General features: G+C 71.1%; 14 protein-coding genes. 3 read left to right on the forward strand and 11 right to left on the reverse strand.

Going from position 1 to position 25,902, the window contains the following annotated elements:
- Positions 1-101 precede the first annotated feature (101 nt).
- Both P3T39_RS24755 and P3T39_RS24760 read left to right on the forward strand, forming a co-directional pair.
- Positions 102-617, forward strand: coding sequence for a DUF6114 domain-containing protein (locus tag P3T39_RS24755; protein ID WP_280701125.1), 516 nt, complete (start codon positions 102-104; stop codon positions 615-617).
- On the forward strand, positions 614-1,909 hold the full coding sequence (locus P3T39_RS24760) for a hypothetical protein (protein WP_280701126.1): 1,296 nt from the start codon (positions 614-616) through the stop codon (positions 1,907-1,909). The genes P3T39_RS24755 and P3T39_RS24760 overlap by 4 nt, the downstream gene beginning before the upstream one ends.
- A gap of 81 nt (positions 1,910-1,990) precedes the next feature.
- Here the strand turns inward: P3T39_RS24760 and pyk are convergent, their stop codons facing one another.
- From pyk to P3T39_RS24800, 8 genes are all read right to left on the reverse strand, one after another.
- Complete coding sequence (gene pyk / locus P3T39_RS24765; RefSeq protein ID WP_280701127.1) at positions 1,991-3,421, reverse strand: pyruvate kinase; 1,431 nt, start codon at positions 3,419-3,421, stop codon at positions 1,991-1,993.
- A gap of 114 nt (positions 3,422-3,535) precedes the next feature.
- The gene (locus P3T39_RS24770; protein ID WP_280701128.1) at positions 3,536-4,744 is read right to left on the reverse strand and encodes an acetate kinase; all 1,209 of its coding nucleotides are present in this window, start codon (positions 4,742-4,744) and stop codon (positions 3,536-3,538) included.
- Complete coding sequence (pta, locus tag P3T39_RS24775) at positions 4,741-6,879, reverse strand: phosphate acetyltransferase (protein WP_280701129.1); 2,139 nt, start codon at positions 6,877-6,879, stop codon at positions 4,741-4,743. Before pta ends, P3T39_RS24770 begins: the two co-directional genes overlap by 4 nt.
- A gap of 238 nt (positions 6,880-7,117) precedes the next feature.
- Positions 7,118-8,032 (reverse strand): undecaprenyl-diphosphate phosphatase, encoded by a 915-nt coding sequence (locus P3T39_RS24780; protein ID WP_280701130.1) that lies wholly within the window; start codon positions 8,030-8,032, stop codon positions 7,118-7,120.
- Positions 8,033-8,210: 178 nt separating this feature from the next.
- Entirely contained in the window at positions 8,211-10,625 is a 2,415-nt protein-coding gene (gene glgB / locus P3T39_RS24785) for a 1,4-alpha-glucan branching enzyme (protein WP_280701131.1), read from the reverse strand.
- An 86-nt stretch (positions 10,626-10,711) separates the two neighbouring features.
- The gene (locus P3T39_RS24790) at positions 10,712-12,202 is read right to left on the reverse strand and encodes a maltokinase (protein WP_280701132.1); all 1,491 of its coding nucleotides are present in this window, start codon (positions 12,200-12,202) and stop codon (positions 10,712-10,714) included.
- 290 nt (positions 12,203-12,492) lie between these two features.
- Positions 12,493-14,196: a maltose alpha-D-glucosyltransferase gene (gene treS, locus P3T39_RS24795; protein WP_280701133.1), complete on the reverse strand. Its 1,704-nt coding sequence runs from the start codon at positions 14,194-14,196 to the stop codon at positions 12,493-12,495.
- Positions 14,193-16,148, reverse strand: a complete 1,956-nt coding sequence (locus P3T39_RS24800) for an alpha-1,4-glucan--maltose-1-phosphate maltosyltransferase (protein WP_280701156.1) — start codon at positions 16,146-16,148, stop codon at positions 14,193-14,195. Before P3T39_RS24800 ends, treS begins: the two co-directional genes overlap by 4 nt.
- Before the next feature lie 828 nt (positions 16,149-16,976).
- On the opposite strand from P3T39_RS24800, the gene glgP reads away from it, so the two are divergent.
- On the forward strand, positions 16,977-19,676 hold the full coding sequence (glgP, locus tag P3T39_RS24805) for an alpha-glucan family phosphorylase (RefSeq protein ID WP_280701134.1): 2,700 nt from the start codon (positions 16,977-16,979) through the stop codon (positions 19,674-19,676).
- Positions 19,677-19,778: 102 nt separating this feature from the next.
- On the opposite strand, the gene P3T39_RS24810 is transcribed toward glgP, so the two are convergent.
- The 3 genes from P3T39_RS24810 to glgX all read right to left on the reverse strand — a co-directional run bounded on the left by P3T39_RS24810 (position 19,779) and on the right by glgX (position 25,771).
- Entirely contained in the window at positions 19,779-21,662 is a 1,884-nt protein-coding gene (locus tag P3T39_RS24810; protein WP_280701135.1) for an ABC transporter ATP-binding protein, read from the reverse strand.
- Complete coding sequence (locus tag P3T39_RS24815; RefSeq protein WP_280701136.1) at positions 21,659-23,449, reverse strand: ABC transporter ATP-binding protein; 1,791 nt, start codon at positions 23,447-23,449, stop codon at positions 21,659-21,661. The genes P3T39_RS24810 and P3T39_RS24815 overlap by 4 nt, the downstream gene beginning before the upstream one ends.
- Before the next feature lie 87 nt (positions 23,450-23,536).
- A complete protein-coding gene (glgX, locus tag P3T39_RS24820; RefSeq protein WP_280701137.1) occupies positions 23,537-25,771 on the reverse strand; it encodes a glycogen debranching protein GlgX in 2,235 nt (744 codons plus the stop codon).
- Between the last annotated feature and the right edge of the window lie 131 nt (positions 25,772-25,902).

Here is a 25,902-nt window from a genome sequence, read left to right on the forward strand (position 1 = left end):
CCGTCGGCCAACAGGCCACTGTGGCAGGGGCGGTGGCGGTGCCGCCGTCCCTGTCGTACCAACTGTTCGTCCCTCGTTACCGCAATCGAGGAGCTCGCATCGTGTCCAGCGCAACTGCCATCGAGTGGCCCGAAGGGGCTAGCGGCTTCGGTCGGCTCCGACTGCGATTTCGGGCCTGGCGCCGTTCCCGCCCGTTCTGGGGCGGGCTGCTGGCCGTGATCGCCGGCGTCCCGATCCTCTACCTCCCCTATGCCAACCTGCAGTTGGGGCAGCTGACCGTCACGATGGCCACCACTGCCGGTGCCGGTTCGCTGCTCATCGGGCTGCTGATGATGACCCTGGGCGTGACGGCCTGGTTCCAGCCGCTGGTGCGGATCTTCTGCGGTGTGGCCGTCACCATTCTGTCCCTGGTCTCCGTTCCGGTCTCCAACCTTGGCGGCTTCGGCGTGGGCCTGCTGCTCGGGCTGGTCGCCGGAGGGCTGCTGTGCTCCTGGGCCCCGCTGAAGCAACCGGCCGTCCTGACGGACGAGTTGGCAGGTGCGGCGGAGAACGGCGCTGCCGAGCCCGGTCAGCCTGCGGTGTCCGTGGAGAAGGCCGATCCCGGGGAGCAGCGGTGAGCGACCGGGACGAAGGGGCGGTTGCCCGGGTGGCCGGGCCCCGGCACGCTGCGCCTCGGGTCAAGGTGCGCAGCCGCCTGCGGGGCAGGGCGGTGGCGATAGCCGCTGTGCCGACGGCGCTGCTGATGGGCACCATCCCGAGCATTGCCATGGCCGACGTCCAGAAGGACAAGGGCTGCGCCACCGCTGCCGACACGGTTCTCGAAGAGACGCCGGTGCCGAAGAGCGAGATCACCCCGGTGCCGGACCCGAAGCCGACGTCCACCAAGGCCGCCCGGCCAAGTGAGCAGCCGACCGCGCAGCCCGACTCGCAGACGCAGCAGCCGGCTCCGGTGTCGACGCCGACCACTGTGCCGTCGCCGACCGTGAGCGCCACCGCCACGACGCACCCCCGGCCTCAGCAGGCGGCGGCGACCACTTCGCCGACCCCGAAGGCCGACTCGGTCGGACCGGCCGGGATCCTGGACGACATCCTCGACCCGATCCTGCACCTGGGCAGTCACCGGAGCCCGACCCCGACCCCGGCTCCGACCCCGAAGGCCACTTCGGCGCCGAGCCCGTCGGCCACTCCCGGCCCGCCTCCGGCGAAGACCCGCGTGCCCGAGGCCGAGACCCCCGCCGCCGAGTCGCCGTCGCCGTCCTCGTCTCCGTCCGCCTCCGACTCCGAGACCGCCTCTCCGGCGCCGTCCGGGAGCCCGACCGCGACGCCCAGTTCCAGCCCCTCGCCTTCCGCCTCGCCCACCAAGAACCCCAACTGCCAGGTGGACACCCGCGCGCTGAGCGCCGGCAAGGCGGAGCCCAACCGGCTCGTGCCCGAGCAGAACTGGACGCTGCACTCGTCCACCCTCGGCCTGTACGGCGCGAAGTTCTACGGCCTGGTGGACGTCCGGACCCAGACCACCACCAAGCGGGTGCTCAAGTTCGTCGTGGACCGGGTCGACATCGGCGATCTCGATATGTCGACACTTGAGGGCAACGGTATGACCTTCCATGTGAAGGGCGCCCCGGGCTCGACCTCCACCATGCGCGACGGTGAGGTGACCATGTACGTGGAGCGGCTCTCCGGTCACCTCAGCAAGATCCTCGGCCTGCCGCTCCCGATCGACCTCGGCGAGATCACGCTCACGCCGGACACCCTGCCGCAGTGGCTGTACGACCTGATCGGCAGCGTGCCTATCCCGCTCGACCTGGAGATGAAGCAGGTCACCGCCGTCCAGGCGGGCCAGTTCGGCGGCACCCTGAGCATCCCGGGCATGCAGATGTACAACGACAACCTCCCCTACGGCCAGTAGCGGCCCCGGGAAACGCCAGTGGGGCGCGCCCTCCGCGAAGGAGAGCGCGCCCCACTGGCGTTCGGCACGGCGGCCCGCAGGTCAGAGACCTGCGCGGGCGCCCAGGTGGTGCACCTGGACCATGTTGGTGTTGCCGGGGATGCCGGGCGGCGAACCGGCGGTGACGATCACCGTGTCGCCCTCGTTGAGCCGCTTCATGCTCAGAAGCTCCTGGTCGACCTGGACCACCATCTCGTCGGTGGTGGCGACCTGCTCGGTCACATACGCCTCGACGCCCCAGCTCAGCGAGAGCTGGTTGCGGGTGGCGGCGTCCGGGGTGAAGGCGATCACCGGGATCGGCGAGCGGTAGCGCGAGAGGCGGCGCGCGGTGTCACCGGACTTGGTGAAGGCGACCAGCGACCTGGCGTTCAGGAAGTCGCCCAGCTCGCAGGCGGCGCGGGCGATCGAACCGCCCTGGGTGCGCGGCTTGCGGCCCGGGTTCAGCGGCTGGAGGCCCTGCGCGAGCAGCTCCTCCTCGGCCTTCTCGGCGATCCGGCTCATCGTCTTGACCGTCTCGACCGGGTACTTGCCGACGCTGGACTCGGCGGAGAGCATGACCGCGTCCGTGCCGTCCAGGATGGCGTTGGCGACGTCCGAGACCTCGGCGCGGGTCGGCCGCGAGGCGTGGATCATCGACTCCATCATCTGGGTGGCGACGATGACCGGCTTGGCGTTGCGGCGGGCCAGCGTGATGAGCTTCTTCTGCACCAGCGGCACCCGCTCCAGCGGGTACTCCACGGCGAGGTCGCCACGGGCCACCATGATGGCGTCGAAGGCGAGGACGATCTCCTCCATGGCCTCGACGGCCTGCGGCTTCTCGATCTTGGCGATGACCGGGACGCGGATCCCGACCTCGTCCATGACCTTGTGGACGTCCTCGATGTCGGCCGCGTTGCGGACGAAGGAGAGCGCGACCATGTCGACGCCCAGGCGGAGCGCGAAGCGCAGGTCGTCCTTGTCCTTCTCGGACAGGGCCGGCACGTTCACGGCCGCGCCGGGGAGGTTGATCCCCTTGTTGTTCGAGAGCACGCCGCCCTCGATGACCACGGTCTTCACCCGCGGGCCGTCGACGCTGACGACCTCGAGGGCGATGACGCCATCGTTGATCAGGATCGGGTCGCCCGGCTTCACATCGCCCGGGAGGCCCTTGTAGGTGGTGCCGCAGATGTGCTGGTCGCCCGGCACGTCCTCGGTGGTGATGGTGAACTCGTCGCCGTTGTCGACGGTGACCGGGCCGTTGGCGAAGGTCGCCAGTCGGATCTTCGGGCCCTGGAGGTCGGCCAGCACACCGATGGTGCGGCCGGTGTCCTCGGACACCTGGCGGACCTTGCGGTACCGCTCCTCGTGCTCGGCGTGCGAGCCGTGGCTCATGTTGAGTCGGGCGACGTTCATGCCCGCTTCGACGATGGCCTTCAGCTGTTCGTAGGAGTCCGTCGCCGGACCCAGGGTGCAGACAATTTTCGCTCGGCGCATATCGGTCAGTCTATCCGTTCGTGTTATAGGCGCATTCGGCGCGAAAGATGAGGAATCGCCAACGAACCGTCTCGCTGAGTGGGACGCCCGGTGGGATCCGACCCTGACACCTGCTCAGACTGCGGAGTGCACCAGGGCGAAGGTCTGCTGCGCGATCTCCAGCTCCTCGTCGGTCGGCACCACGGCGACGGTCACCCGTGCGTACTCCGGAGAGATCACCCGGGCCTCGCCGGAGCGGATCGAGTTCAGCTCGGCGTCCACCGCGATGCCCAGCTCCGCCAGGCCCGCCGTCGCCGCCGCCCGGACCGGTGCGGCGTTCTCGCCGACGCCCGCCGTGAAGGCGATCGCGTCCACCCGGCCGAGCACGGCGTAGTAGCCGCCTATGTACTTGCGCAGCCGGTGGATGTACGTGTCGAAGGCGAGCCTGGCGTCCGCGTCGCCTTCCTCGGCCCGGCGCATGATCTCGCGCATGTCGTTGTCCCCGCACAGGCCGAGCAGGCCGCTGCGGCGGTTCAGCAGGTCGTCGATCTCGTCGATGCTCATGCCCCCGACCCGGTGCAGATGGAAGACCACGCCCGCGTCCACATCGCCCGAACGGGTGCCCATGACCAGGCCCTCCAGCGGGGTCAGGCCCATCGAGGTGTCCACGCAGACCCCGCCGGACACGGCCGAGGCGGAGGCGCCGTTGCCCAGGTGCAGCACGATCACGTTCACCTCGGCCGGGTCTTTGCCGAGCAGCGCGGCGGTGGCCCGGGAGACGTACTGGTGCGAGGTGCCGTGGAAGCCGTAGCGGCGGACCCGGTGCTCGTCGGCCACCGCCCTGTCGATCGCGTATCTGGCCGCGTACTCCGGCATGCTCGCGTGGAAGGCCGTGTCGAAGACCGCGACCTGCGGCAGGTCCGGGCGCAGGTCCCGGGCCACCTCGATGCCGGTGATGTTGGCCGGGTTGTGCAGCGGGGCGACCGGGATCAGCCGGCGGATCTCGGTGAGCACCTCGTCGGTGATCAGCGTCGGGACGGTGAACCGCTTCCCGCCGTGCACCACGCGGTGCCCGATCGCCGCCAGCTCCGGCGAGTCCAGGCCGACCCCGTCGGCGGCCAGCTCCTCGGCGACGGCCTTCAGGGCGGCGTCGTGGCCGGGGAAGACCTGGAGACTCTCCCGCTTGAGGCCGCTGCGCGGGGTGTGGACGAGCCGCCCGCCCGACTCGCCGATCCGCTCCACCAGACCGGAGGCCAGCCGGGTGCCGTCGAGCATGTCGATCAGCTGGTACTTGACCGACGAGGAGCCGGCGTTGAGGACGAGAACCCGGGTGCCTTCGCTCACGGGTGGGCTCCTTCGGCAGCAGAGGCGTTCTGGGACTGGATGGCCGTGATCGCGACCGTGTTGACGATGTCCTCGACCAGGGCGCCGCGCGACAGGTCGTTGACGGGCTTGCGCAGCCCCTGGAGCACCGGGCCGACCGCCACGGCACCGGCCGAGCGCTGCACGGCCTTGTAGGTGTTGTTGCCGGTGTTGAGATCCGGGAAGATCAGCACGGTCGCCCGCCCGGCCACCGGCGAGCCCGGCAGCTTGGTGGCCGCGACATGGGCGTCCACCGCGGCGTCGTACTGGATCGGGCCCTCGACCAGGATGTCCGGGCGCAGCTCGCGGACGATCTCGGTGGCCTTGCGGACCTTGTCCACGTCCGCGCCCGAGCCCGAGGTGCCGGTCGAGTACGAGAGCATCGCGACCCTCGGCTCGACGCCGAACTGGACCGCGGTCTCGGCGGACTGGATGGCGATGTCGGCCAGCTGCTGGGCGTCCGGGTCCGGGTTGACCGCGCAGTCGCCGTACACCAGCACCTTGTCGGCCAGGCACATGAAGAAGACCGAGGAGACGATCGAGGCACCCGGCGAGGTCTTGATCACCTCGAAGGCGGGGCGGATGGTCGCCGCCGTGGAGTGCACCGCGCCGGAGACCATGCCGTCGGCGATGCCCTCCTGCACCATCAGGGTGCCGAAGTAGGAGACGTCCGTGACCACGTCCAGGGCCAGCTCGACGGTCATGCCCTTGTGGGCGCGCAGCTTGGCGTAGAGCTCGGCGAACTGCCGGCGCAGCGGGCTGGTCGCCGGGTCCACGATCCGCACCCGGGCGCGGTCGGCCGCAGCGTCCTCGTGCGGCAGGTCGATGCCCAGGCTCGCGGCCTTGCGGCGGATCGTCTCCGGCTCGCCGAGCAGGGTGAGGTCACAGATGTTGCGGCGCAGCAGTACCTCGGCGGCGCGCAGCACCCGCTCCTCGGTGCCCTCCGGCAGCACGACATGGCGGCGGTCGCCGCGGGCGCGCTCCAGCAGCTCGTGCTCGAACATCATCGGGGTGACCCGCTCGGAGCGGCTCAGCTCGATCCGCCTGGTCAACTCGACGGTGTCCACGTGGAGTTCGAACAGGCCGAGGGCGATCTCGGCCTTCCGTGAGCTGGACGGGCCGAGCCGGCCCTCCAGGTGGGTCAGCGCGGCGGCGGTCGGCCAGCTGCCCTCGGGCACCACGGCGACCGGGGTGCCGGGGGCGAGGCGGGCGGCCAGGGCCATCACGTTCGGGCCCGGGTGCTGGCCGAGCGTCAGCAGGACGCCCGCGATCGGCGGGGCACCGGCGGCGTGCGCCGCCAGCGAGCCCACCATCAGGTCGGCGCGGTCCCCGGGGGTGACCACCAGGGCGCCCTCGGTCAGTGCGTCCAGGAAGGTCGGCAGCATCGCGCCGCCGAAGACGAAGGACCGGACGTCCCTGGCGAGTCCCGCCGCATCGCCCAGCAGCACCTCGGCGCCGGTCGCCTCGACCAGCTGCCCCACGGTCGGCGCGGCCAGCGCCGGCTCCTCGGGGATGACATAGGAGGGGATCGACAGCTTCTCGCCCAGCACCCGCTGGACCTGCTGCTTGGCACTCGGCGCGACCCGGTTGGCGATCATCGCCAGGGTGGAGCAGCCGAGGTCGCGGTAGGCGCGGTGGGCGTTGCGGACCTCGGCGATCACGGCCTGCGGGTCCTCGTCGTGGCCGCCGACCACCGGGAGAACCCAGGCCCCGAACTCGTTCGCCAGACGGGCGTTGAAGGCCAGCTCGTCCGGGATGTTGGTGTCGGCGAAGTCCGTACCGAGTACGAGGACCGCCTGGCACTTGCGCTCCAGCGCGCGGAACCTGTCCACCAGCGTGGAGACCAGCTCGTCCTGCCCCTGGGCGGCCTGGAGCGCGGCGGCCTCCTCGTAGGTCAGGCCGTACAGCTCGGCGGCGGGGAGGTCGAGCCGGTACCGGCTGCGGAGCAGCTCCACCACATGGTCGGAACCCGGCTCGCCGGGTCCGGCCGCATGCACCAGCGGCCGGAAGACGCCGACCCGGTCCACCTGGCGGGTGAGCAGTTCCATGACCCCGAGTTCGACGGCCTGCCGACCGTCCCCCCGGTCGATCCCGGTCACGTACACGCTGCGCGCCACGTGGCTATCTCCGTTTCGTCGGCATGGTCAGCAAGAAGAAGACATATCGACCATACCTTTGCACCCGAGCAGCCCGTCGGCACCCACCGGGACCCCCGAACGCAAGGGACCAAAGTCCCGATTGCACGATCAGGGGCACGAGGAACTGTGCGAGAAACCATGCACCGCCCGGGGCTGTAACGCACCCGATCAGCCATGTACCACCCAGGGGCGCTGCCCCTTCGCTGTCGGGCAGGCCCTAGAGGTTCAGGTACGCGAGGCAGCCGAGGCCGGCCACGGTGCAGTAGACCGCGAACGGGGTCAGGCTGCGGGTCTCGAAGTACTTGGTGAGGAAGCGGACCGAGACGTACCCGGCGACGAAGGCGGCCAGGCTTCCGGCGAGCAGGGGGCCGCGGACGGCGGCGTTCTCGGGCGCCAGCAGCTCGGGAAGCTTGAGGGCGGAGGCCGCCAGGATGACCGGTGTGGCGAGGAGGAAGGAGAACCGGGCGGCGTCCTCGTGGCCGAGGCCGCGCAGGACACCGGTGCTCATGGTGACGCCGGAGCGGCTGATGCCGGGGAAGAGGGCGAGGATCTGGGCGGCGCCGATCCAGGTGCCCTGGAGGTAGCTCAGCCGGGCGATCCGGCGGTCGGACTCCCGCGCGGGGTCGCCGCCCGGGATGTGGGCCGGGTACTGCCCGGCCCTGCGCCGGCCGGTCCCGCCGCGCTTGAGACGCTCGGCGCCCAGCAGCACAAGGCCGTTGAGGGCGAGGAAGGCCGCCGCCGGGGTGGGCTTGCCGAGGGCGTCGCGCAGCAGGTGGTCGAGCGCCAGCCCGGCGACACCGACCGGGATGGTGGCGATCACCAGCAGCCAGGCCAGCTTCTGGTCGGGTGTCTGGACCCGGCGTTGGCGGATCGAGCTGAACAGCCCGCGAATGATCCGGATCCAGTCCCGGCGGAAGAAGACCACCAGGGCCAGTGCGGTGGCCAGGTGCAGACCGACCAGCACCGAGAGGTACGGCGAGCCGTCGGCGGTGACGTCCAGGTCGCGCTGGGTCTGTCCGCCGATCAGCGCGGGTATCAGGATGCTGTGGCCGAGGCTGGACACCGGGAAGAGCTCGGTGACGCCCTGCAGCAGGCCCACACCGACGGATTCCATGTAGGTCAGGGACGACATCACACACTCTCGGCTCTGCGGTACGGCTCTCGGCGGGCAGGGCCGGATGCCGAAACGGTGTCTCGTGCACGCGTTCGGAGGTCGGCCGTCGTGAACGTACTACAGCGGTTCGGGCGCGCGGATGTCGTTCCCTGAGTGTTTACCGACTGCTCATCGGGGAGCCATCGCAGACGTCGGATCAGGCCGGTCGCAGCCACACGGTGGCGAGCGGCGGCAGGATCAGTTCGGCGCTGCGGGGCTGGCCGTTCCAGGGGGTGGGATCGGCCTTGACCGGACGGGAGTTGGCGACCCCGCTGCCGCCGTAGGCCGCGGCGTCGGTGTTGAGCACCTCCGCCCAGAGCTGCTCGCCGGTGTCGAGCAGCGGCAGGCCGACACGGTGGCAGTGGCGGACGACGGGGGAGAAGTTGCTGATCGAGACCAGCGGTGTGCCGTCGGCGGCGTAGCGGACGAAGGAGAGCAGGTTGTCCTCGGCGGCGCCGCCGTCCAGCCAGCGGAAGCCGTCGGGGGCGGTGTCCTGCTCCCAGAGGGCGGGGGCGTCCCGGTAGGTGAGGTTGAGGTCGCGGACCAGGCGCTGGACGCCGCGGTGCTCCTCGGCCGAGGGCCAGCCCTCGTCGAGCACCCACCACTGCGGGCCGTGCTCGTGGTCCCACTCGGCACCCTGGGCGAACTCCTGTCCCATGAAGAGGAGTTGCTTGCCCGGGTGGGCCCACATGAAGCCGAGGTAGGCGCGGTGGTTGGCGCGCTGCTGCCACCAGTCGCCGGGCATCTTGGCGACCAGCGCCTGCTTGCCGTGGACGACCTCGTCGTGCGAGATCGGCAGGATGTAGTTCTCCGAGTAGGCGTACACCATCGAGAAGGTGATCTCGTTGTGGTGGTACTTGCGGTGCACCGGCTCCTTGGACATGTAGACCAGCGAGTCGTGCATCCAGCCCATGTTCCACTTCAGCCCGAAGCCGAGGCCGCCGCTGTCGGTGGGGCGGGTGACGCCGTCCCAGGCGGTGGACTCCTCGGCGATGGTGACCACGCCGGGGCAGCGGCGGTAGACGGTTGCGTTCATCTCCTGGAGGAAGGACGCGGCGTCCAGGTTCTCGCGCCCGCCGTACTGGTTGGGGGTCCAGCCGCCGCCCTCGCGGGAGTAGTCGAGGTAGAGCATGGAGGCGACGGCGTCCACCCGAAGGCCGTCGATGTGGAACTCCTCGCACCAGTAGACGGCGTTGGCGACAAGGAAGTTGCGCACCTCGGTGCGGCCGTAGTCGAACTCCAGCGTGCCCCAGTCGGGGTGTTCGGCGCGCAGCGGGTCGGCGGGCTCGTACAGCGGCTCGCCGTCGAAGCGGGCGAGGGCGAAGTCGTCCCTGGGGAAGTGGGCGGGCACCCAGTCGACGATCACGCCGATTCCGTGCTGGTGCAGGGTGTCGATCAGGTACTTGAAGTCGTCTGGGGTGCCGAGCCGGGCGGTGGGGGCGTAGAAGCCGGAGACCTGGTAGCCCCAGGAGCCGCCGAAGGGATGCTCCATCACCGGCATGAACTCCACATGGGTGAAGCCCAAGTCCTTGAGGTAGACGGGGAGTTCCTCGGCGATCCGGCGGTAGCTGGTGAGCTCGGGGCGCCAGGAGGCCAGGTGCAGCTCGTACACCGACATAGGGGTGCGGTGGTGCACGGCGTGTGCCCGGCGGGCCAGCCACTCGGTGTCTCGCCACTCGTGGCGTGAGACGTGCACGATGGAGGCGGTGTCCGGCGGGCACTGGGCGGCGCGGGCGAGCGGGTCTGCCTTGCCGAGCACCCAGCCCTGTCGGGTGTGGATCTCGTACTTGTAGTGGGTGCCCTCGCCCAGGCCCGGGACGAAGAGCTCCCAGATGCCGCAGGAGCCGAGCGAGCGCATCGGGTGGCCGGTGCCGTCCCAGTGGTTGAAGTCGCCGATCAGCCGGACCCCGACGGCGTTCGGTGCCCAGACCGCGAAGGCGGTGCCGCTGATCCCGTCCACCTCGCGCACGTGCGAGCCGAGCGCCTGCCACAGCTGCTCGTGCCGGCCTTCGGAGATCAGATGCAGGTCGAGGTCGCCGAGGGTGGGCCTGGCCCGGTAGCCGTCGTGCTGGGCGAGCGCTCCGCCGCCGGGGTATGTCACCAGCAGCCGGTACGAGGGGAGGGTGCGCCCCGACAGCAGTCCGGTGAACAGGCCGCCTTGAAGATGCGTCAGCTCGACCGGCCCGTGCTCGGTCTCCACCACCACCCGCTCGGCGAACGGGCGGAGCACCCGGATCGCGACGCCCTCGGAGGTCAGGTGCGCGCCGAGCAGGGAGTGCGGGTCGTGGTGCTCGCCGCGGAGCAGACGCTCGATCTCGGACGGCGGCAGCGGGGCCTCCGGCAGCCGGAGCGCCGCGTGCCCGGTCGAGGCCGGGGCGGCCCGGTCGGGCTCGACGGCCGGAGTGGCCGCGGCAGGGGGCGAGTCAGGGGGCGAGGCCGAGGGCCGTTCCGCCCGGGCCGGGGCGGCGGACCGTACCGGCGCACTCTCGCCGGACCCCCCGGCCCGCCCTGGCAGGAAGGTGGCGGGCACGGCGGGCGTGGTGCGGTCGGGCTTCGGGCCGAGCGGAGTCACGGCTGGGGCCTCCTGGACATCGGGGTCGGGTGCCGACTCCCGTACTGGTGGGGGGTGTTCGGTTGTCGGCGGGGGGGATCGGCAGGTCAGACGGTCAGAGCCAGGCGGTTGATGGCGGCCAGTGGGATGGGCAGCCAGCTGGGCCGGTGCCTGGCCTCGTAGACCACTTCGTAGACCGCCTTGTCGATCTCCAGTGCACGCATCAGCTCCGGCGAGGCCGACGGGTCGCTTCCGCCGCCCGCGGTGTAGCCCGCGCAGTACGCCGTACGGTTGCGGGCCGCCCAGGCCGCGGCCAGGTGGGCCAGTTCGGGGTCGGGCGGGGCCCCGGCGAGCAGGTGGGCGGCGGCGTAGTCGAAGGAGCGCAGCATCGCGGCGACGTCCCGCAGGGCGGGCTGCGGGAGGCGGCGTTCGGCCAGCGGCCTGGCAGGTTCGCCCTCGAAGTCGAGCAGGACCCAGCCGTGCGGGGTGCGCATCGCCTGGCCGAGGTGGAGGTCGCCGTGGATGCGCTGGACCGGCAGTCCGTCCAGGTGGTCGGCCGTCAGCTGCCGGAAGGCGGCGCGCAGCGCGGCCCGGTAGCGCAGCAGGCCGGGGACGGCGGCCACCGCGCTGTCGAGCCGGTCGGCCATCGCCCCGGCGAGCAGGCCGACCTGGGCGCGGTCGAGCCGGGCCACCGGCATGGTGCGGGCGAGCACCCGGTGCACCTCGGCGGTGGCCCGGCCGAGTCGGTGGGCCTCGATCGCGAAGTTGCCCGGCGAGGGGTCGCCCTTGAGCCTGGCGACCTGGTCGAGGGCGAGTTCCCAGCCGTCCTCGGCGTCGGGGAGGTAGCGCTGGAGCAGGCCGAGGGTGGCCGGTTCCGATCGCTCCAGCCGGCATTCGAACCAGGCGGCGACGCGAGGGATCCGGGTGGAACCGGCCCGGGAGAGGGCGAGGGAGAGTTCCAGGTCAGGGTTGGTGCCGGGGCTGATCCGGCGGAAGAGCTTGAGGATGAAGGAGGTGCCGTAGATGACCGAGCTGTTGGACTGCTCGGCGGTGGAGGCCCGCCCCGGCAGGTTGCTCGGCAGGCCGGGCCCCGGGGTGCGGCGGAAGGAGAGCGAGCCGAAGCGGTCACCGGTGGCCATGTGCTCCAGCAGGCGCCCAGTCAGCTCCGGGTCGTGCACCGCGTCGTAGACCATCGCGCCGTCGTGCTGGCCTCCGCTGAGCCGCCCGAGCACGGCGGAGGGGGCGATCTGGGTGGACGGCTGCGAGCGGATGCCCAGCAGCAACTGGTAGATGTCGCCGTAGGCCGCGGACCCGTCACCGGCGTGCTCGACCCTGAGCAGCAGGTGCAGCAGCGTCGGGTCGCCGACCTGGAGCGGTGTGCCGACCACAGGCGTGAGCCCGGTGATCGCGCGCCCCTTGCCGGCGTACCACCGCTGGCTGGGCAGCCAGGCGGCGATCAGTGGCAGCGCGGCCTGGACCAGCTCGCTGACCCCGGGGCTGGTTCTCCGAACCCCGGTGCCGCGCGTCCCGACGGGCGCGGGGGCACCGTTCGAGGGATCGCTGTGCACATGGGCTTGAGAACGGGAGGTTTCGGACATGACTCCCTTTCCCCGGAAGCGGGCCGACTGCCCGACGGGTCTGGCCGGGTCCGTCAGTCTTCCGGATTTCGGCGGCGCGACGGCGACGGCACGCGAGGTGGGCTCGGGTGTCACGCCATAGTGTGGGTGGCCGTTGGGCTGTTCTCCGTACGCGATGGTGCAGAGAGCCCGGGGGCGCGGGTGGTGGATCTCGCGCCCCCGGGGGTGAAGCCGGATGGATCGTTACTTCGCGACCGGGCCCATCCCCGTTCGCGCGGGGAGTGCTCGGCCGGCCGCCGTTCTCACGAGCGTTATGCGGCGCGGGGGTTGCGCAGTTGGAACCAGTAGAAGCCGTGCCCGGCCAGGGTGAGCAGGTAGGGCCACTCGCCGATGGACGGGAAGCGCACGCCGCCGATCAACTCGACCGGGTACCGCCCTCCGTACCGTCGCAGGTCCAGTTCGGTCGGCTGCGCGAACCGCGAGAAGTTGTTCACGCACATGACCAGGTCGCCCTCGTACTCGCGCACGAAGGCCAGCACCGCGGGGTTGCTGGAGGGCAGCTCGGTGTAGCTGCCGAGGCCGAACGCAGGGTTGAGCTTCCGGATCTCGATCATGCGACGCGTCCAGTGCAGCAGAGAGGACGAACTGCTCTGCTGTGCTTCGACGTTGGTCACCTGGTAGCCGTACACCGGATCCATGATGGGCGGCAGACTGAGCCTGCCCGGGTCGGCGGAGGAGAAACCCGCGTTGCGGTCGGGCGTCCACTGCATGGGTGTTCGGACGCCGTCCCGGTCGCCCAGCCAGATGTTGTCGCCCATGCCGATCTCGTCGCCGTAGTAGAGCACCGGGGATCCCGGTAGCGAGAGCAGTAGCGCGGTGAACAGCTCGATCTGGTTGCGGTCGTTCTCCAGCAGCGGGGCGAGCCGCCGCCGGATGCCCACATTGGCGCGCATCCGGGGGTCCTTGGCGTACTCCGCGTACATGTAGTCGCGCTCCTCGTCGGTGACCATCTCCAGGGTCAACTCGTCGTGGTTGCGCAGGAAGATGCCCCACTGGCAGCCGGCCGGGATGGTCGGCGTCTTGGCGAGGATCTCGGAGACCGGGTAGCGGCTCTCGCGGCGCACGGCCATGAAGATCCGTGGCATCACCGGGAAGTGGAACGCCATGTGGCACTCGTCGCCGCCGGAGGCGAAGTCGCCGAAGTAGTCCACCACGTCCTCGGGCCACTGGTTGGCCTCGGCGAGCAGCACGGTGTCCGGGTAGTCGGCGTCGATCTCCTTGCGGACCCGCTGCAGGAAGGTGTGAGTCTCCGGCAGGTTCTCGCAGTTGGTGCCCTCGCGGGCGAAGAGGTACGGCACCGCGTCCAGGCGGAAGCCGTCGATGCCGAGGTCCAGCCAGAACCGCAGCCCGGCGATCATCTCCTCCTGGACCCGGGGGTTGTCGTAGTTCAGGTCCGGCTGGTGGGAGAAGAAGCGGTGCCAGAAGTACTGCTTGCGGACCGGGTCGTAGGTCCAGTTGCTGCTCTCGGTGTCGACGAAGATGATCCGGGCGTCGGGGTACTGCTTGTCGTCGTCCGCCCATACGTAGAAGTCGCCGTACGGTCCGTCAGGGTCGCTGCGGGAGGCCTGGAACCACGGGTGCTGGTCGCTGGTGTGGTTCATCACGAAGTCGATGATCACGCGCATGCCGCGGGCGTGGGCGGCGTCCACGAACTCGACGAAGTCGGCCAGGTCGCCGAACTCCGGCAGCACCGACTTGTAGTCGGCCACGTCGTAGCCGCCGTCGCGCAGCGGGGACGCGAAGAACGGCGGCAGCCAGAGGCAGTCCACGCCCAGCCACTGCAGGTAGTCCAGCTTGGAGGTGAGCCCCTTGAGGTCGCCGACCCCGTCGCCGTTGCTGTCCTGGAAGGAGCGGACCAGGACTTCGTAGAAGACCGCGCGTTTGAACCACTCGGGGTCGAGGTTCTTGGGGGAGGTTTCGGCGAAGGTGTCGGCGACGGGCTCGTTGACTGTCACTGAGGGTTCCTCCGAACCGTGAGGATGTGGGCCGGGCCCGTGGTGGGGTCGAGTCGGACGTAGTTGTGCCTCGCCCAGGTGTAGGCGGCGCCGGTGAGTTCGTCGTGCACGCTCAGGCTGTGGTCGCCTTCGAGGGTGATGGTGGCTTCCTGGGCATGGTGCGGATCGAGGTTGACCACGGTGATGACGTGGTCGACCAGGCCGTCGGTGGTGGTGGCCTTCTTCGAGTACGCGAGGATGCGGTCGTTGTCGGTGGGGTGGAAGGTGATGTTCCGCAGCTGCTGGAGGGAGGGGTGCCGGCGCCGCAGCCGGTTGAGGGTGGTGATCAGCGGGGCCAGGGTGTCGGGGCTGTTCCAGTCGCGTGGGCGCAGCTCGTACTTCTCCGAGTGCAGGTACTCCTCGGACCCGGGGTGGGCGGGCTCGTTCTCGTAGTGCTCGTAGCCCGCGTAGATGCCCCAGGTGGGGGCGAGGGTGGCGGCGAGCGCGGCGCGTACGGCGAAGGCGGCCCTGCCGCCGGTCTGCAGATACCCGGGCAGGATGTCGGGGGTGTTGGCGAAGAAGTTGGGGCGCATGTACGCGGCGGTCTCGTCGGCCAGTTCGGTGAGGTACTCGGTGAGTTCCTGCTTGGTGTTGCGCCAGGTGAAGTACGTGTAGGACTGGTGGAAGCCGATCTTCCCCAGGGTGTGCATCATCGCGGGCCGGGTGAACGCCTCGGCGAGGAACAGTACGTCGGGGTCGGTACGGGCGATGTCGCCGAGGACCTTCTCCCAGAACACCACCGGTTTGGTGTGGGGGTTGTCGACCCGGAAGATCCGCACCCCGTGGGCCATCCAGTGGCGCAGCACCCGCAGGGTCTCCTTGACCAGGCCGTCGAAGTCCTGGTCGAAGTTGACCGGGTAGATGTCCTGGTACTTCTTGGGCGGGTTCTCGGCGTAGGCGATGGTGCCGTCGGCCCGATGGGTGAACCACTCGGGATGCTTGTTGACCCAGGGGTGGTCGGGGGAGCACTGGAGGGCGAAGTCGAGGGCGACTTCCAGCCCGAGGGCGCTCGCCTCCGAGACGAAGTGGTCGAAGTCCTCGACGGTGCCCAGGTCGGGGTGGACGGCGTCGTGGCCGCCCTCGGGGGAGCCGATCGCCCAGGGCGAGCCGACGTCGTGCCGACCGGCGGTCAGGGTGTTGTCGGGGCCCTTGCGATAGGCGCGGCCGATCGGGTGGATCGGGGGCAGATAGACGACGTCGAAGCCCATCGCGGCGATCGCGGGCAGCCGCTCGGCGGCCGTGCGGAAGGTGCCGGAGACCGGCGGAAGGTTGCCGTCCGGGTCCACCACGGCGCCTTCGGAGCGCGGGAAGAACTCGTACCAGGACCCGAACAGCGCCCGGGGGCGGTCCACCTGGAGCGGCAGCGGGCGGGAGGCGCTCACCAGCTCGCGCAGCGGGTAGCGGGCCAGCCGGTCCGTCACCTCGGGGGCGAGGGCGGCGGCCAGGCGGCTGAGCGGGGGCAGTCCGGGATCGCGCAGCGCGTCCACCGCGGCCAGGACCAGCGCGCGCCCCTCCTTCTTCGGCACACCACCGGCGGCGCGTTCGAGCAGTTGCGCGCCCTCCTCAAGCACGAGCGCCGTGTCGATCCCGGCAGGGAGCTTCACCGAGGCCGTCTTGCGCCAGCTCGCCACCGGGTCGGCCCAGGCTTCCACCAGGTACGACCAGCGCCCCGGGGCGCTCGGGGCGACATGCGCGCCCCAGCGGTCGGTACCGGGCGCCAGCTCGCGCATCGGCGTCCACGGGCCGCTGCGGCCGCGCGGGTCGCGCAGGACCACATTGGCGTTGACCGCGTCATGGCCCTCACGGAAGACGGTGGCCGTGACCAGGAAGCTCTCGCCGACCACGGCCTTGGCCGGGCGGCGCCCGGCGTCGATCAGCGGGGTGACGTCCAGGACGGGGATGCGGCCGATCACGGTGTCGCTCTCTGTCGTCTTGCGGGCTGGAGCCCTTCGGGAGGTTGCCTTCCGGGGGGTGGTGGTCTTGCCGGCCCTGCGGGGGGTGGCGGTCCTGTCGGCCGCAGTCTGACGGTCAGGAGTCCGGCGGGTCGCCGCGCGTGGGGCCGGCAGTGGCGGCTCCGCTTCGGAGGGGGTGTCGGGCTCGCCCGCCACCGAGATGGACTGGTCCCGCGTGTCGCCGTGCATGCCAAACTCCTGCCCGAGATCGGCGGCAGCTCCCGCAGGCCGGTGCGGAGCCAAGGGGAGTACCGGGGAAACTGCATGGGTGAGGGAGGACGTACGGCCGGAAGAACTGCCCGCGCCGCCGTGCGCGCGTCCCGGCACGCAGTCCTCGGAGCACGCCCCGGAGCGACCCAGCCCACTCGAGAACGAGCGAACGGAGGGCCAGGACACGCGTGAGGACCGCGGCTGAGGCCGAATGGGCGAAGAAGGCTGTGATGGTTCGTCAACGCAAGAGTTTTCCGGCCGTGGGGCAGCAGGGAGGCGCCACCCGGATCGCACTCCCCGCGGTACCAACGACCTTTGTGCATCCTCGCACCACCGGCAAGCCCTGCGTATGGGTAAGCGCGCGATTTCGGACGGTAGGCAGGGGCATATCGGCCAGCGGAAACGTAGCTGTTCCCGACTGTTCACGCGCCAGGAGCGCGTCCAGCAGGTCGTTTGCGCCCCTGTGCGCCCCCTGTACGGCCGAGTGCGCCGAATGTGATCTCACCAATAGCCCGAACGGGTGCGCACTACGACAGTTGACGGTCCATCACCACCTTTCCGGGGTCTAGGCTTCACGGCGTGAAGGCAATCCGCAGATTCACCGTCCGCACCGTCCTGCCCGAACAACTCCAGCCGCTGCACGAACTCGCGCTCAACCTCCGCTGGTCCTGGCACCCGGAGACGAGGGAGCTCTTCCGCTCCGTCGATCCCGAGGTCTGGGCCGCGGTCGGCGAGGACCCGGTGCGGTTGCTCGGCGAGGTCCCGGCGACACGGCTGGCCGCGCTGGCGGCCGACCGCCGCTTCCTGCGCAGACTCGGCGACCTCCACGACGACCTGCGCGACTACCTGACCGGCCCGCGCTGGTACCAGTCCGCCCGGTCACCCGGCGACGGCAGCGGCCCGCTGCCCGCCGCCATCGCCTACTTCTCGCCCGAGTACGGCATCGCCGCCGCGCTGCCCCAGTACTCCGGCGGCCTCGGCATCCTGGCGGGCGACCATCTCAAGGCCGCCAGCGACCTCGGGGCACCGATCATCGGCGTCGGCCTGTTCTACCGGCACGGCTACTTCCGCCAGTCGCTCTCGCGCGACGGCTGGCAGCAGGAGCGCTACCCGCTGCTCGACCCGGACGAGCTGGCCGTCAGTCTGCTCCGGGAGAGCGACGGCAGCCCCTGCCGGGTCGACCTGGCCCTCCCGGCCGGGCGCACCCTTGCCGCCCACATCTGGAAGGCCCAGGTCGGGCGGGTGCCACTGCTGCTGCTCGACTCCGACATCGAGCCCAACAGCGCCGCCGACCGCAACGTCACCGACCGCCTCTACGGCGGCGGCAGCGAGCACCGGCTGCTCCAGGAGATGCTGCTCGGCATCGGCGGCGTCCGCGCCGTGCGGACGTACTGCCGGCTCACCGGCCACCCCGAGCCCGAGGTCTTCCACACCAACGAGGGCCACGCCGGCTTCCTCGGCGTCGAGCGGATCCGCGAGCTCGTCACCGAGCGGGAGAAGGGGGCCGACTCCCCGGGACTGGACTTCGCCGCCGCCCTGGAGGCCGTCCGGGCCGGTACGGTCTTCACCACCCACACCCCCGTACCCGCCGGGATCGACCGCTTCGACCGCGACCTGGTGGCCCGTCACTTCAGCGGCGACGCCGCGCTCGCCGGGGTGCCCGTCGAGCAGGTGCTCGCCCTCGGTGCCGAGACCTGGGCGGACGGGGACCCCAAGCTGTTCAACATGGCCGCGATGGGCCTGCGCCTGGCCCAGCGGGCGAACGGCGTCTCCACCCTGCACGGCGAGGTCAGCAGGTCCATGTTCAACGGGCTCTGGCCGGGCTTCGACGCCACCGAGGTGCCGATCACCTCGATCACCAACGGCGTCCACGCCCCCACCTGGATCGACCCGGCCGTGGTCAGGCTCGGCGCCACCGAACTCGGCCTGGAACGCGCCGAGGACGCCATGATGACCGGCGAGGCCAAGCGCTGGACGGACCTGGAGCGGATCGGCAACGCCGAGATCTGGGAACTGCGCCGTACCCTGCGCGGCCAGCTGGTCGAGGAGGCCCGCCACCGGCTGCGCGCCTCCTGGCGCCAGCGCGGCGCGGGCGACGCCGAGCTCGGCTGGGTGGGCGCCGCCCTCGACCCGGACGTGCTCACCATCGGCTTCGCCCGGCGCGTCCCCTCCTACAAGCGGCTCACCCTGATGCTGCGCGACCAGACCAGGCTGCGGGAGCTGCTGCTGCACCCGACCAGGCCGGTGCAGATCGTGGTCGCCGGCAAGGCCCACCCGGCCGACGACGGCGGCAAGCGGCTGATCCAGCAGCTGGTCGCCTTCGCCGACGACCCGGCGGTACGCCACCGGATCGTCTTCCTGCCCGACTACGACATGGCCATGGCCCAGCACCTCTACCCGGGCTGCGACGTCTGGCTGAACAACCCGCTCCGCCCGCTGGAGGCATGCGGCACCTCCGGGATGAAGGCGGCCCTCAACGGCTGCCTCAACCTCTCCATCCTGGACGGCTGGTGGGACGAGTGGTACGACGGCCAGAACGGCTGGGCCATCCCCACCGCCGACGGCGTCGGCGGCACCCTCGACCCGGACAGCGTCGAGGCCGAGCGGCGGGACGACATCGAGGCCGCCGCGCTCTACGACCTGATCGAGCACCAGGTCGCCGCCCGGTTCTACGACCGGGGCGCGGACGGGCTGCCGCACCGCTGGATCGCCATGGTCCGGCACACCCTCGTCACCCTCGGCCCGAAGGTACTGGCCGGGCGGATGGTCAGGGAGTACGTCGAGCGGCTGTACGCACCGGCGGCCGTGGCCCGGCGGGAGCTGGCCGAGGCACCAGGGGAGGCCGCGAACGCCGGGGCCCGGGAGCTGGCGGAGTGGAAGGCCAGGGTCCGGGAGGGCTGGCCGGCCGTGCGGGTGGAACACGTCGAGGCCGAAGGGCTGGCCGAGGCCCAGGAGCTGGGCTCCACGCTCATGCTCCGGGTGCAGGTCTCGCTCGGGGCGCTGGAGCCCTCCGACGTGGAGGTCCAGGTGGTCTCCGGGCGGGTGGACGAGAGCGATGCGATCTCGGACGGCCTGGTCCTGCTGCTCAAGCCCGCCGGCGGCCCGGACCTGGACGGCCGCCAGCGCTACGAGGGCTCGCTCGAACTCTGCCGCACCGGCCCGTTCGGCTACACCGTGCGAGTCCTGCCCACCCACCGCCTGCTCGCCTCCCCGGCCGAGCCTGGCCTGATCGCCCTCCCGGCGGAGACCTCGGGAATGGACACCGGCCCCTTGCGCTGAACGCTCTACTGCGGCGGCAGCGCATTAGGGGCGCGGGTCGGCTGTGCGCGACCGAGCCGCGCCCCTCGGGGTCAGCCTTGTCGTGCGCACTCCCGGGGGGTGTCAGACCAGGCTTTCGCGCCAGGCTTGGTGGAGGTTGGCGAATCGGCCCTGGCCGCTGATCAGGTCGGCCGGGGTGCCGTCCTCGACGATCCGGCCCTGGTCCATCACCAGTACGCGGTCGGCGATCTCCACCGTGGAGAGCCGGTGCGCGATGATCACGGCCGTTCGGCCCGCCAGCACCGTACGCATCGCACGCTGCACCGCCTGCTCGCCCGGGACGTCCAGCGAGGAGGTGGCCTCGTCCAGGATCAGCACCGCGGGGTCGGCGAGCAGTGCGCGGGCGAAGGCCACCAACTGGCGCTGCCCCGCGGAGATCCGGCCGCCGCGCTTGCGGACGTCGGTGTCGAAGCCGTCGGGCAGCGCCGCGATGAACTCGTACGCGCCGATCTCCCTGGCAGCCTGCTCGACCTCCTCGCGGGAGGCTCCGGGCCTGCCGATGGCGATGTTCTCGGCGACCGTGCCGGAGAACAGGAAGGACTCCTGCGTCACCATGACCACCCCGCGCCGGAGTTCGGTGGTGGAGAGGTCGCGCACGTCCACGCCGTCCAGGGTGACCCGGCCGCTGGTCGGGTCGTAGAACCGGGCCAGCAGTTTGGCCAGGGTGGACTTGCCCGCACCGGTCGCGCCCACCACGGCGGTGGTCTGTCCGGCCGGCAGCACGAGGTCGAAGGGAGGCAGTACCTCCTTCCCCGTCCGGTAGGCGAAGCGGACCTGCTCGAAGGACACCTCGCGGCCCTTGCCCGCTGCTCGTCCGCCCGCCTCCGGGCCGGCCGGCAGTTCCTTCGGCTCGGTGGGCTCGGCGACGGTCGGCTCGTGCGCCAGCAGTCCGGCCATCTTCTCCAGGGCGGCGGCGGCCGACTGGTAGCTGTTCAGGAACATCGCCAGCTGGTCGATCGGGTCGTACAGCCGCCGCAGGTAGAGCACGAAGGCGGTGAGCACGCCCAGCGCCAGGCTGCCGTCGTCGACCAGGAAGGCGCCGAGCACCACGACACCGGTGATCCAGGTGTTGGCGACGGCCCGGGAGACGCCGACGTATCTGGCCATCTCCAGCAGGCCGTCCGCCGTGGCGATGGCGGACTGGCGGTTGACCGTGCCGAAGGACTCGTTGTTGGCGGCCTCGCGGCGGAAGGCCTGCACCGGGCGGATGCCGTTCATGGTCTCGCTGAACTTGACGATCACCCCGGCGACGGCCGTCCGCGACCGGCGGTAGACCCGCAGCGAGCGGCGCCGGAACGAACGGATGCTCAGGTACATCGGCAGGAAGGAGATCAGGGCCGCCAGGCCGAGGCGCCAGTCCATCACCACCAGCACCACGCTGATGTAACAGACCGACAGGATCACCGTCAGCAGCTCCTGGAGCCCCTCGGAGAGCAGTTCGCGCAGGGCGTCCACGTCGCTGGTCGCCCGGGAGATGATCCGGCCGGAGGTGTAGCGCTCGTGGAAGTCCAGGCTGAGCCGCTGGGCGTGCCGGAAGATCCGGCCGCGCAGGTCGAGCAGGATGTCCTGGTTGATCCGGCCGCTGAGGCGGATGAACATCCGCTGGAGCACGGTGCTCAGGGCGCCGCAGCCGAGATAGGCGGCGACCACCGCGATTAGCGGGCCGCTGTCGTGGTCGCGCAGCGCCGGGATGCCCCGGTCCATCGCGAAGGCGACCAGCAGCGGCCCCGACTGCAGCGCGGCCTGCTGCACCAGCACCACCAGCATCGCGAAGGCGATCCGGCGGCGGTGCGGGCCGAGCAGTTCACGCAGCAGGGCGCGGGCGGCGCCGGGCGGGACGGGGATGTCCTCGTCCTCGCCGGGCGACGGGAGTTCGTCGGCCTCGGCGGGGCTCTTGGCAGGCTCGTCCGGCTCGGCCGGCTTGGCGGGCTCGACAATGGTGGTCATCGGGCAGGGCTCCCTTCGAGCGTCGAAGCGGACTCGCCCGACATCAGCTCGCGGTAGGTCGGCGAGCTCTTCATCAGCTCCTGGTGGGTACCGACGGCGGTGATCCGGCCCTCGTCCAGGACGGCGACCCGGTCGGCGAGCAGTACGGTGCTCGGGCGGTGTGCCACCACCAGTGCGGTTGTCCCGCCGAGCACCTGACGGAGCGCCTGCTCGACCAGGGCCTCGGTGTGCACGTCCAGGGCCGAGAGCGGGTCGTCCAGCACCAGGAAGCCGGGCTCGCCGACCACCGCGCGGGCCAGTGCCAGGCGTTGGCGCTGACCGCCGGACAGGCTCAGTCCCTGCTCGCCGACCTGGGTCTCGACCCCGGCGGGGAGCCGCTCGACAAAGCCCGCCTGAGCCGTGGCCAGGGCGGCGTCGAGCTGCTCGGCGGTGGCGTCGGGGGAGCCCATCAGCACGTTCTCCCGGACGGAGGCGGAGAACAGGGTCGGTTCCTCGAAGGCGACCGAGACCAGTTCGCGCAGCCGGTGGCGGGGGATGTCCCGGATGTCCCGGCCGTCCAGGGTGATCCGGCCCCCGGTGGCCTCGTAGAGGCGGGGGAGCAGCGCGGTGAGGGTGGTCTTGCCGCTGCCGGTGGCGCCGACCAGGGCCAGCGTCTCGCCGCGCCGGATGTGCAGGTCGATACCGCGCAGCAGGTCGGGGGAGTCGGCGGGGGCGTCCGGGTAGCGGAAGTGGACGCCGGTGAACCGGATGCCCTCGTCGGCCACGACGGGGAGTCCCAGGGGCTGTTCGGGGTGCTCGGGCTCGTCCAGCACCTCGAAGAAGCGGTCCGTCGCGGTGGCGGCCTCGTTGGCGTAGGCGAGCAGCCAGCCGAGCGACTCGACCGGCCAGCGCAGCGCGAGCGCGGTGGAGAGGAAGGCGACCAGGGTTCCGGTGGTCAGCTCGTCGTTGGCCACCCGGACGGCGCCGACCGCGAGGGCGCAGCCGAGGGCGAGTTCCGGCAGGCCGGTGATCACGGCCCACAGATTGGCCAGCATATCGGCCTTCTCCAGCTCCGTGCCGCGCAGTTCGCGGCTCTGCTGCCGGAAGCGCTCGGCCATGGTGCGGTGGCGGCCGAACGCCTTGAGGATCCGGATGCCGAGGATGGACTCCTCGATCACGGTGGCCAGATCGCCGTTCTGGTCCTGGGCGCGGCGGGCGATGGCGGCGTAACTGCGCTCGAAGTGACGGGTGAGCAGCATCAGCGGCAGCATGGGCAGCAGGGCGATCAGGCCGAGCCGCCAGTCCAGGGCGAACATCAGTGCCGAACCGGTCAGGAAGACCAGGGAGTTGACGATCAGGAAGACGATGGGGAAGGCCAGGAAGAGCCGCATGGTGAACATGTCGGAGGTGGCCCGGGAGAGCAACTGCCCCGACGGCCAGCGGTCGTGGAAGGAGATCGGCAGGCGCTGGAGCTTGGCGTAGAGGTCGCCACGCATGGCGCTCTCCACCCGGGCGAGCGGGCGGGCCACGATCACCCGCCGGACACCGAACAGGCCCGCCTCGATCAGGCCGAGCAGCAGGAGCAGTCCGGCGAGCGGCCAGAGCGCGTTCAGGTCGTGGTCGGCGATCGGGCCGTCCACGATGCTGCGGAGTACCAGCGGGACCACCAGCACGCTGACGGAGGCGATGAGCGCGGCGGCGACCGAAGCGGCGATCCGCCAGCGGACTTCGCGCGCGTAGGGCCACAGCCGCAGCAGCGAGCGCACCGTGGACCGGCGTATGGGGACGGGATTCTGGTTCGTGGCCATCGCCGTGAGGGTAGGCGGGGCAGTTGACATTTATCATCCGGTTTTTGCCCCTGACAGCCGGAATCGGCCATGAGCGGGACCGGCCCGTCACGGCACGGCGGGCGTTTGCAGAAGTTGCAGTGAGCGTCCGCTCAGTGTGACGGCGGTGAGCGCGGGGTGCCGGGCCCCGGGCGGGTCGTCGGTGGCGGTGTCCACCAGGGTGCGGTAGGCCGAGGCCCAGGGCTCGCCGGGGAGGGTGAAGGGGACCGGCCGGTCGCCGGCGTTGAGCAGCAGCAGGAAGCTGCCGTCGGTCAGTTCGCAGCCGTGCGCGTCGCGTTCGGACATCGCGGTGCCGGAGAGCAGCATGCCGAGGACGGCCGTCGGGGCGAACCAGTCGGCCTCGGTCATCTCCCGTCCGCGCGCGGTGAACCAGGCCAGGTCGCGCTGTCCTCCGGGGACGGCGGCCCGGCCGGAGAAGAAGGCTCGCTGCCGCAGTACCGGGTGCTCGCGGCGCAGTCGGATCAGCCGGGCCGTCAGCCGGTGCAGTGCCCGCCACTCGGGCTCCTCCAGCAGCGACCAGTCCAGCCAACTGGTGTCGTTGTCCTGGCAGTAGGCGTTGTTGTTGCCGCCCTGGGTGCGGCCGAGCTCGTCGCCCGCGGTGAGCATCGGGACACCGGTGGAGAGCAGCAGGGTGGCGAGCATGTTGCGCAGTTGGCGGTGCCTCAGTTCACGCACGCCGCCTTCGGCGCTCTCGCCCTCGGCGCCGCAGTTCCAGGAGCGGTTGTCGTCCGTGCCGTCCCGGTTGTCCTCGCCGTTGGCCTCGTTGTGCTTGCGCTGGTAGGAGACCAGGTCGCGCAGGGTGAAGCCGTCGTGGGCGGTGATGTAGTTGACGGAGGCGTACGGGCGGCGGCCGCCGCGCTGGTAGAGGTCGGAGGAGCCGGAGAGCCGGTAGCCGAGCTCTCGTACATCGGGTCGGGCGCCGCGCCAGAAGTCGCGGACGGTGTCGCGGTACTTGTCGTTCCATTCGGCCCACAGCGGTGGGAAGCCGCCGACCTGGTAGCCGCCGGGTCCGACGTCCCAGGGCTCGGCGATCAGCTTGACCCGGCTGAGCAGCGGGTCCTGGGAGACGGCGGCGAGGAAGGGGTGGTGCATCTCGACGCCGTCGCTGCCCCGGGCGAGCGCGGCGGCGAGGTCGAAGCGGAAGCCGTCCACGCCCATCTCGGTGACCCAGTAGCGCAGCGAGTCGGTGATCAGGCGGACCACGTGCGGTTGGCGGGTGTCCAGGGTGTTCCCGCAGCCGGTGTAGTCGGCGTAGCCGCGGCGGCTGCGGTCGAGGCGGTAGTAGGCGCCGTTGTCGATGCCGCGCAGTGAGAGGGCCGGACCCATCACGCCGCTCTCGGCGGTGTGGTTGTAGACCACGTCGAGGATCACCTCGATGCCGGCCGCGTGCAGGGCGCGCACCATCCGTTTGAACTCGCCGACCTGCTGGCCCCGGCTGCCGCTCGCCGAGTATCCGGCGTGCGGGGCGAAGTAGCCGAGGGTGTTGTAGCCCCAGTAGTTGGTGAGGCCGCGCTGCTGGAGGTGGTCCTCGCTGACGTGGTGGTGCACGGGCAGCAGCTCGACGGCGGTGACGCCGAGGCCCGTCAGGTGCTCCAGCGCGGCCGGGTGGGCGAGCCCCGCGTAGGTCCCGCGCAGCTGGGGCGGGACGCCGGGGTGGCGCATGGTGAAACCCCGGACGTGCAGCTCGTACAGGACGGTCTCGGCCCACGGGGTCTTGGGCCGCTGGTCGTCGTACCAGTCGTCGTCGTCATGGACCACCACGGCCTTGGGCACATAGGGGGCGGAGTCCCGGTTGTCCCGTACGGTGTCGCCGACGTCCCGCTCGGGCCAGCCGCGGACGGCGCTGCAGACGGCGTCATGGCTGGTGTAGTGGCCGTCGACGGCTCGGGCGTACGGGTCGAGCAGCAGCTTGGCCGGGTTCCAGCGGGCGCCCGTCCACGGGTCCCAGCGGCCGTGCACCCGGTAGCCGTAGCGGGTGCCGGGCAGCACGCCGGGCAGATAGCCGTGCCAGGTCTGGAAGGTCTGTTCGGTGAGCGGGTGTCTGGTCTCCCGGCCCTGTTCGTCGAAGAGGCAGAGTTCCACGGCCTCGGCCCCGGCCGCCCAGAGCGCGAAGTTGGTGCCCCGGTTGCCGGCCGGGTCGATCCGGAAGCGGGCGCCGAGCGGCTGCCAGCTGCCCGGCCAGGGGGCGGCCGTGAGGGGGTCGGGGGCGGCGCCGTCGGGGCGGGCTCGGGCGGGCGTACGTCGAAGGGTCTCCCGCTGCCCCTGCTCCTGCCACGCCGCCATGCCGCACCCTCCCAGCGCGGGGAGTCCCGTTCCCCGCCTCCCTCTTCTTCCCTGATCGGCTGTCGCTGTCACGTGATGGCGTGCCCCATGACGGACTGTGAACGATTCTGTCCCTCTGTTAGTCCTTCTGG

The sequence above is a fragment of the Kitasatospora sp. GP82 genome (assembly GCF_029892105.1).
Lineage (GTDB): Bacteria > Actinomycetota > Actinomycetes > Streptomycetales > Streptomycetaceae > Kitasatospora.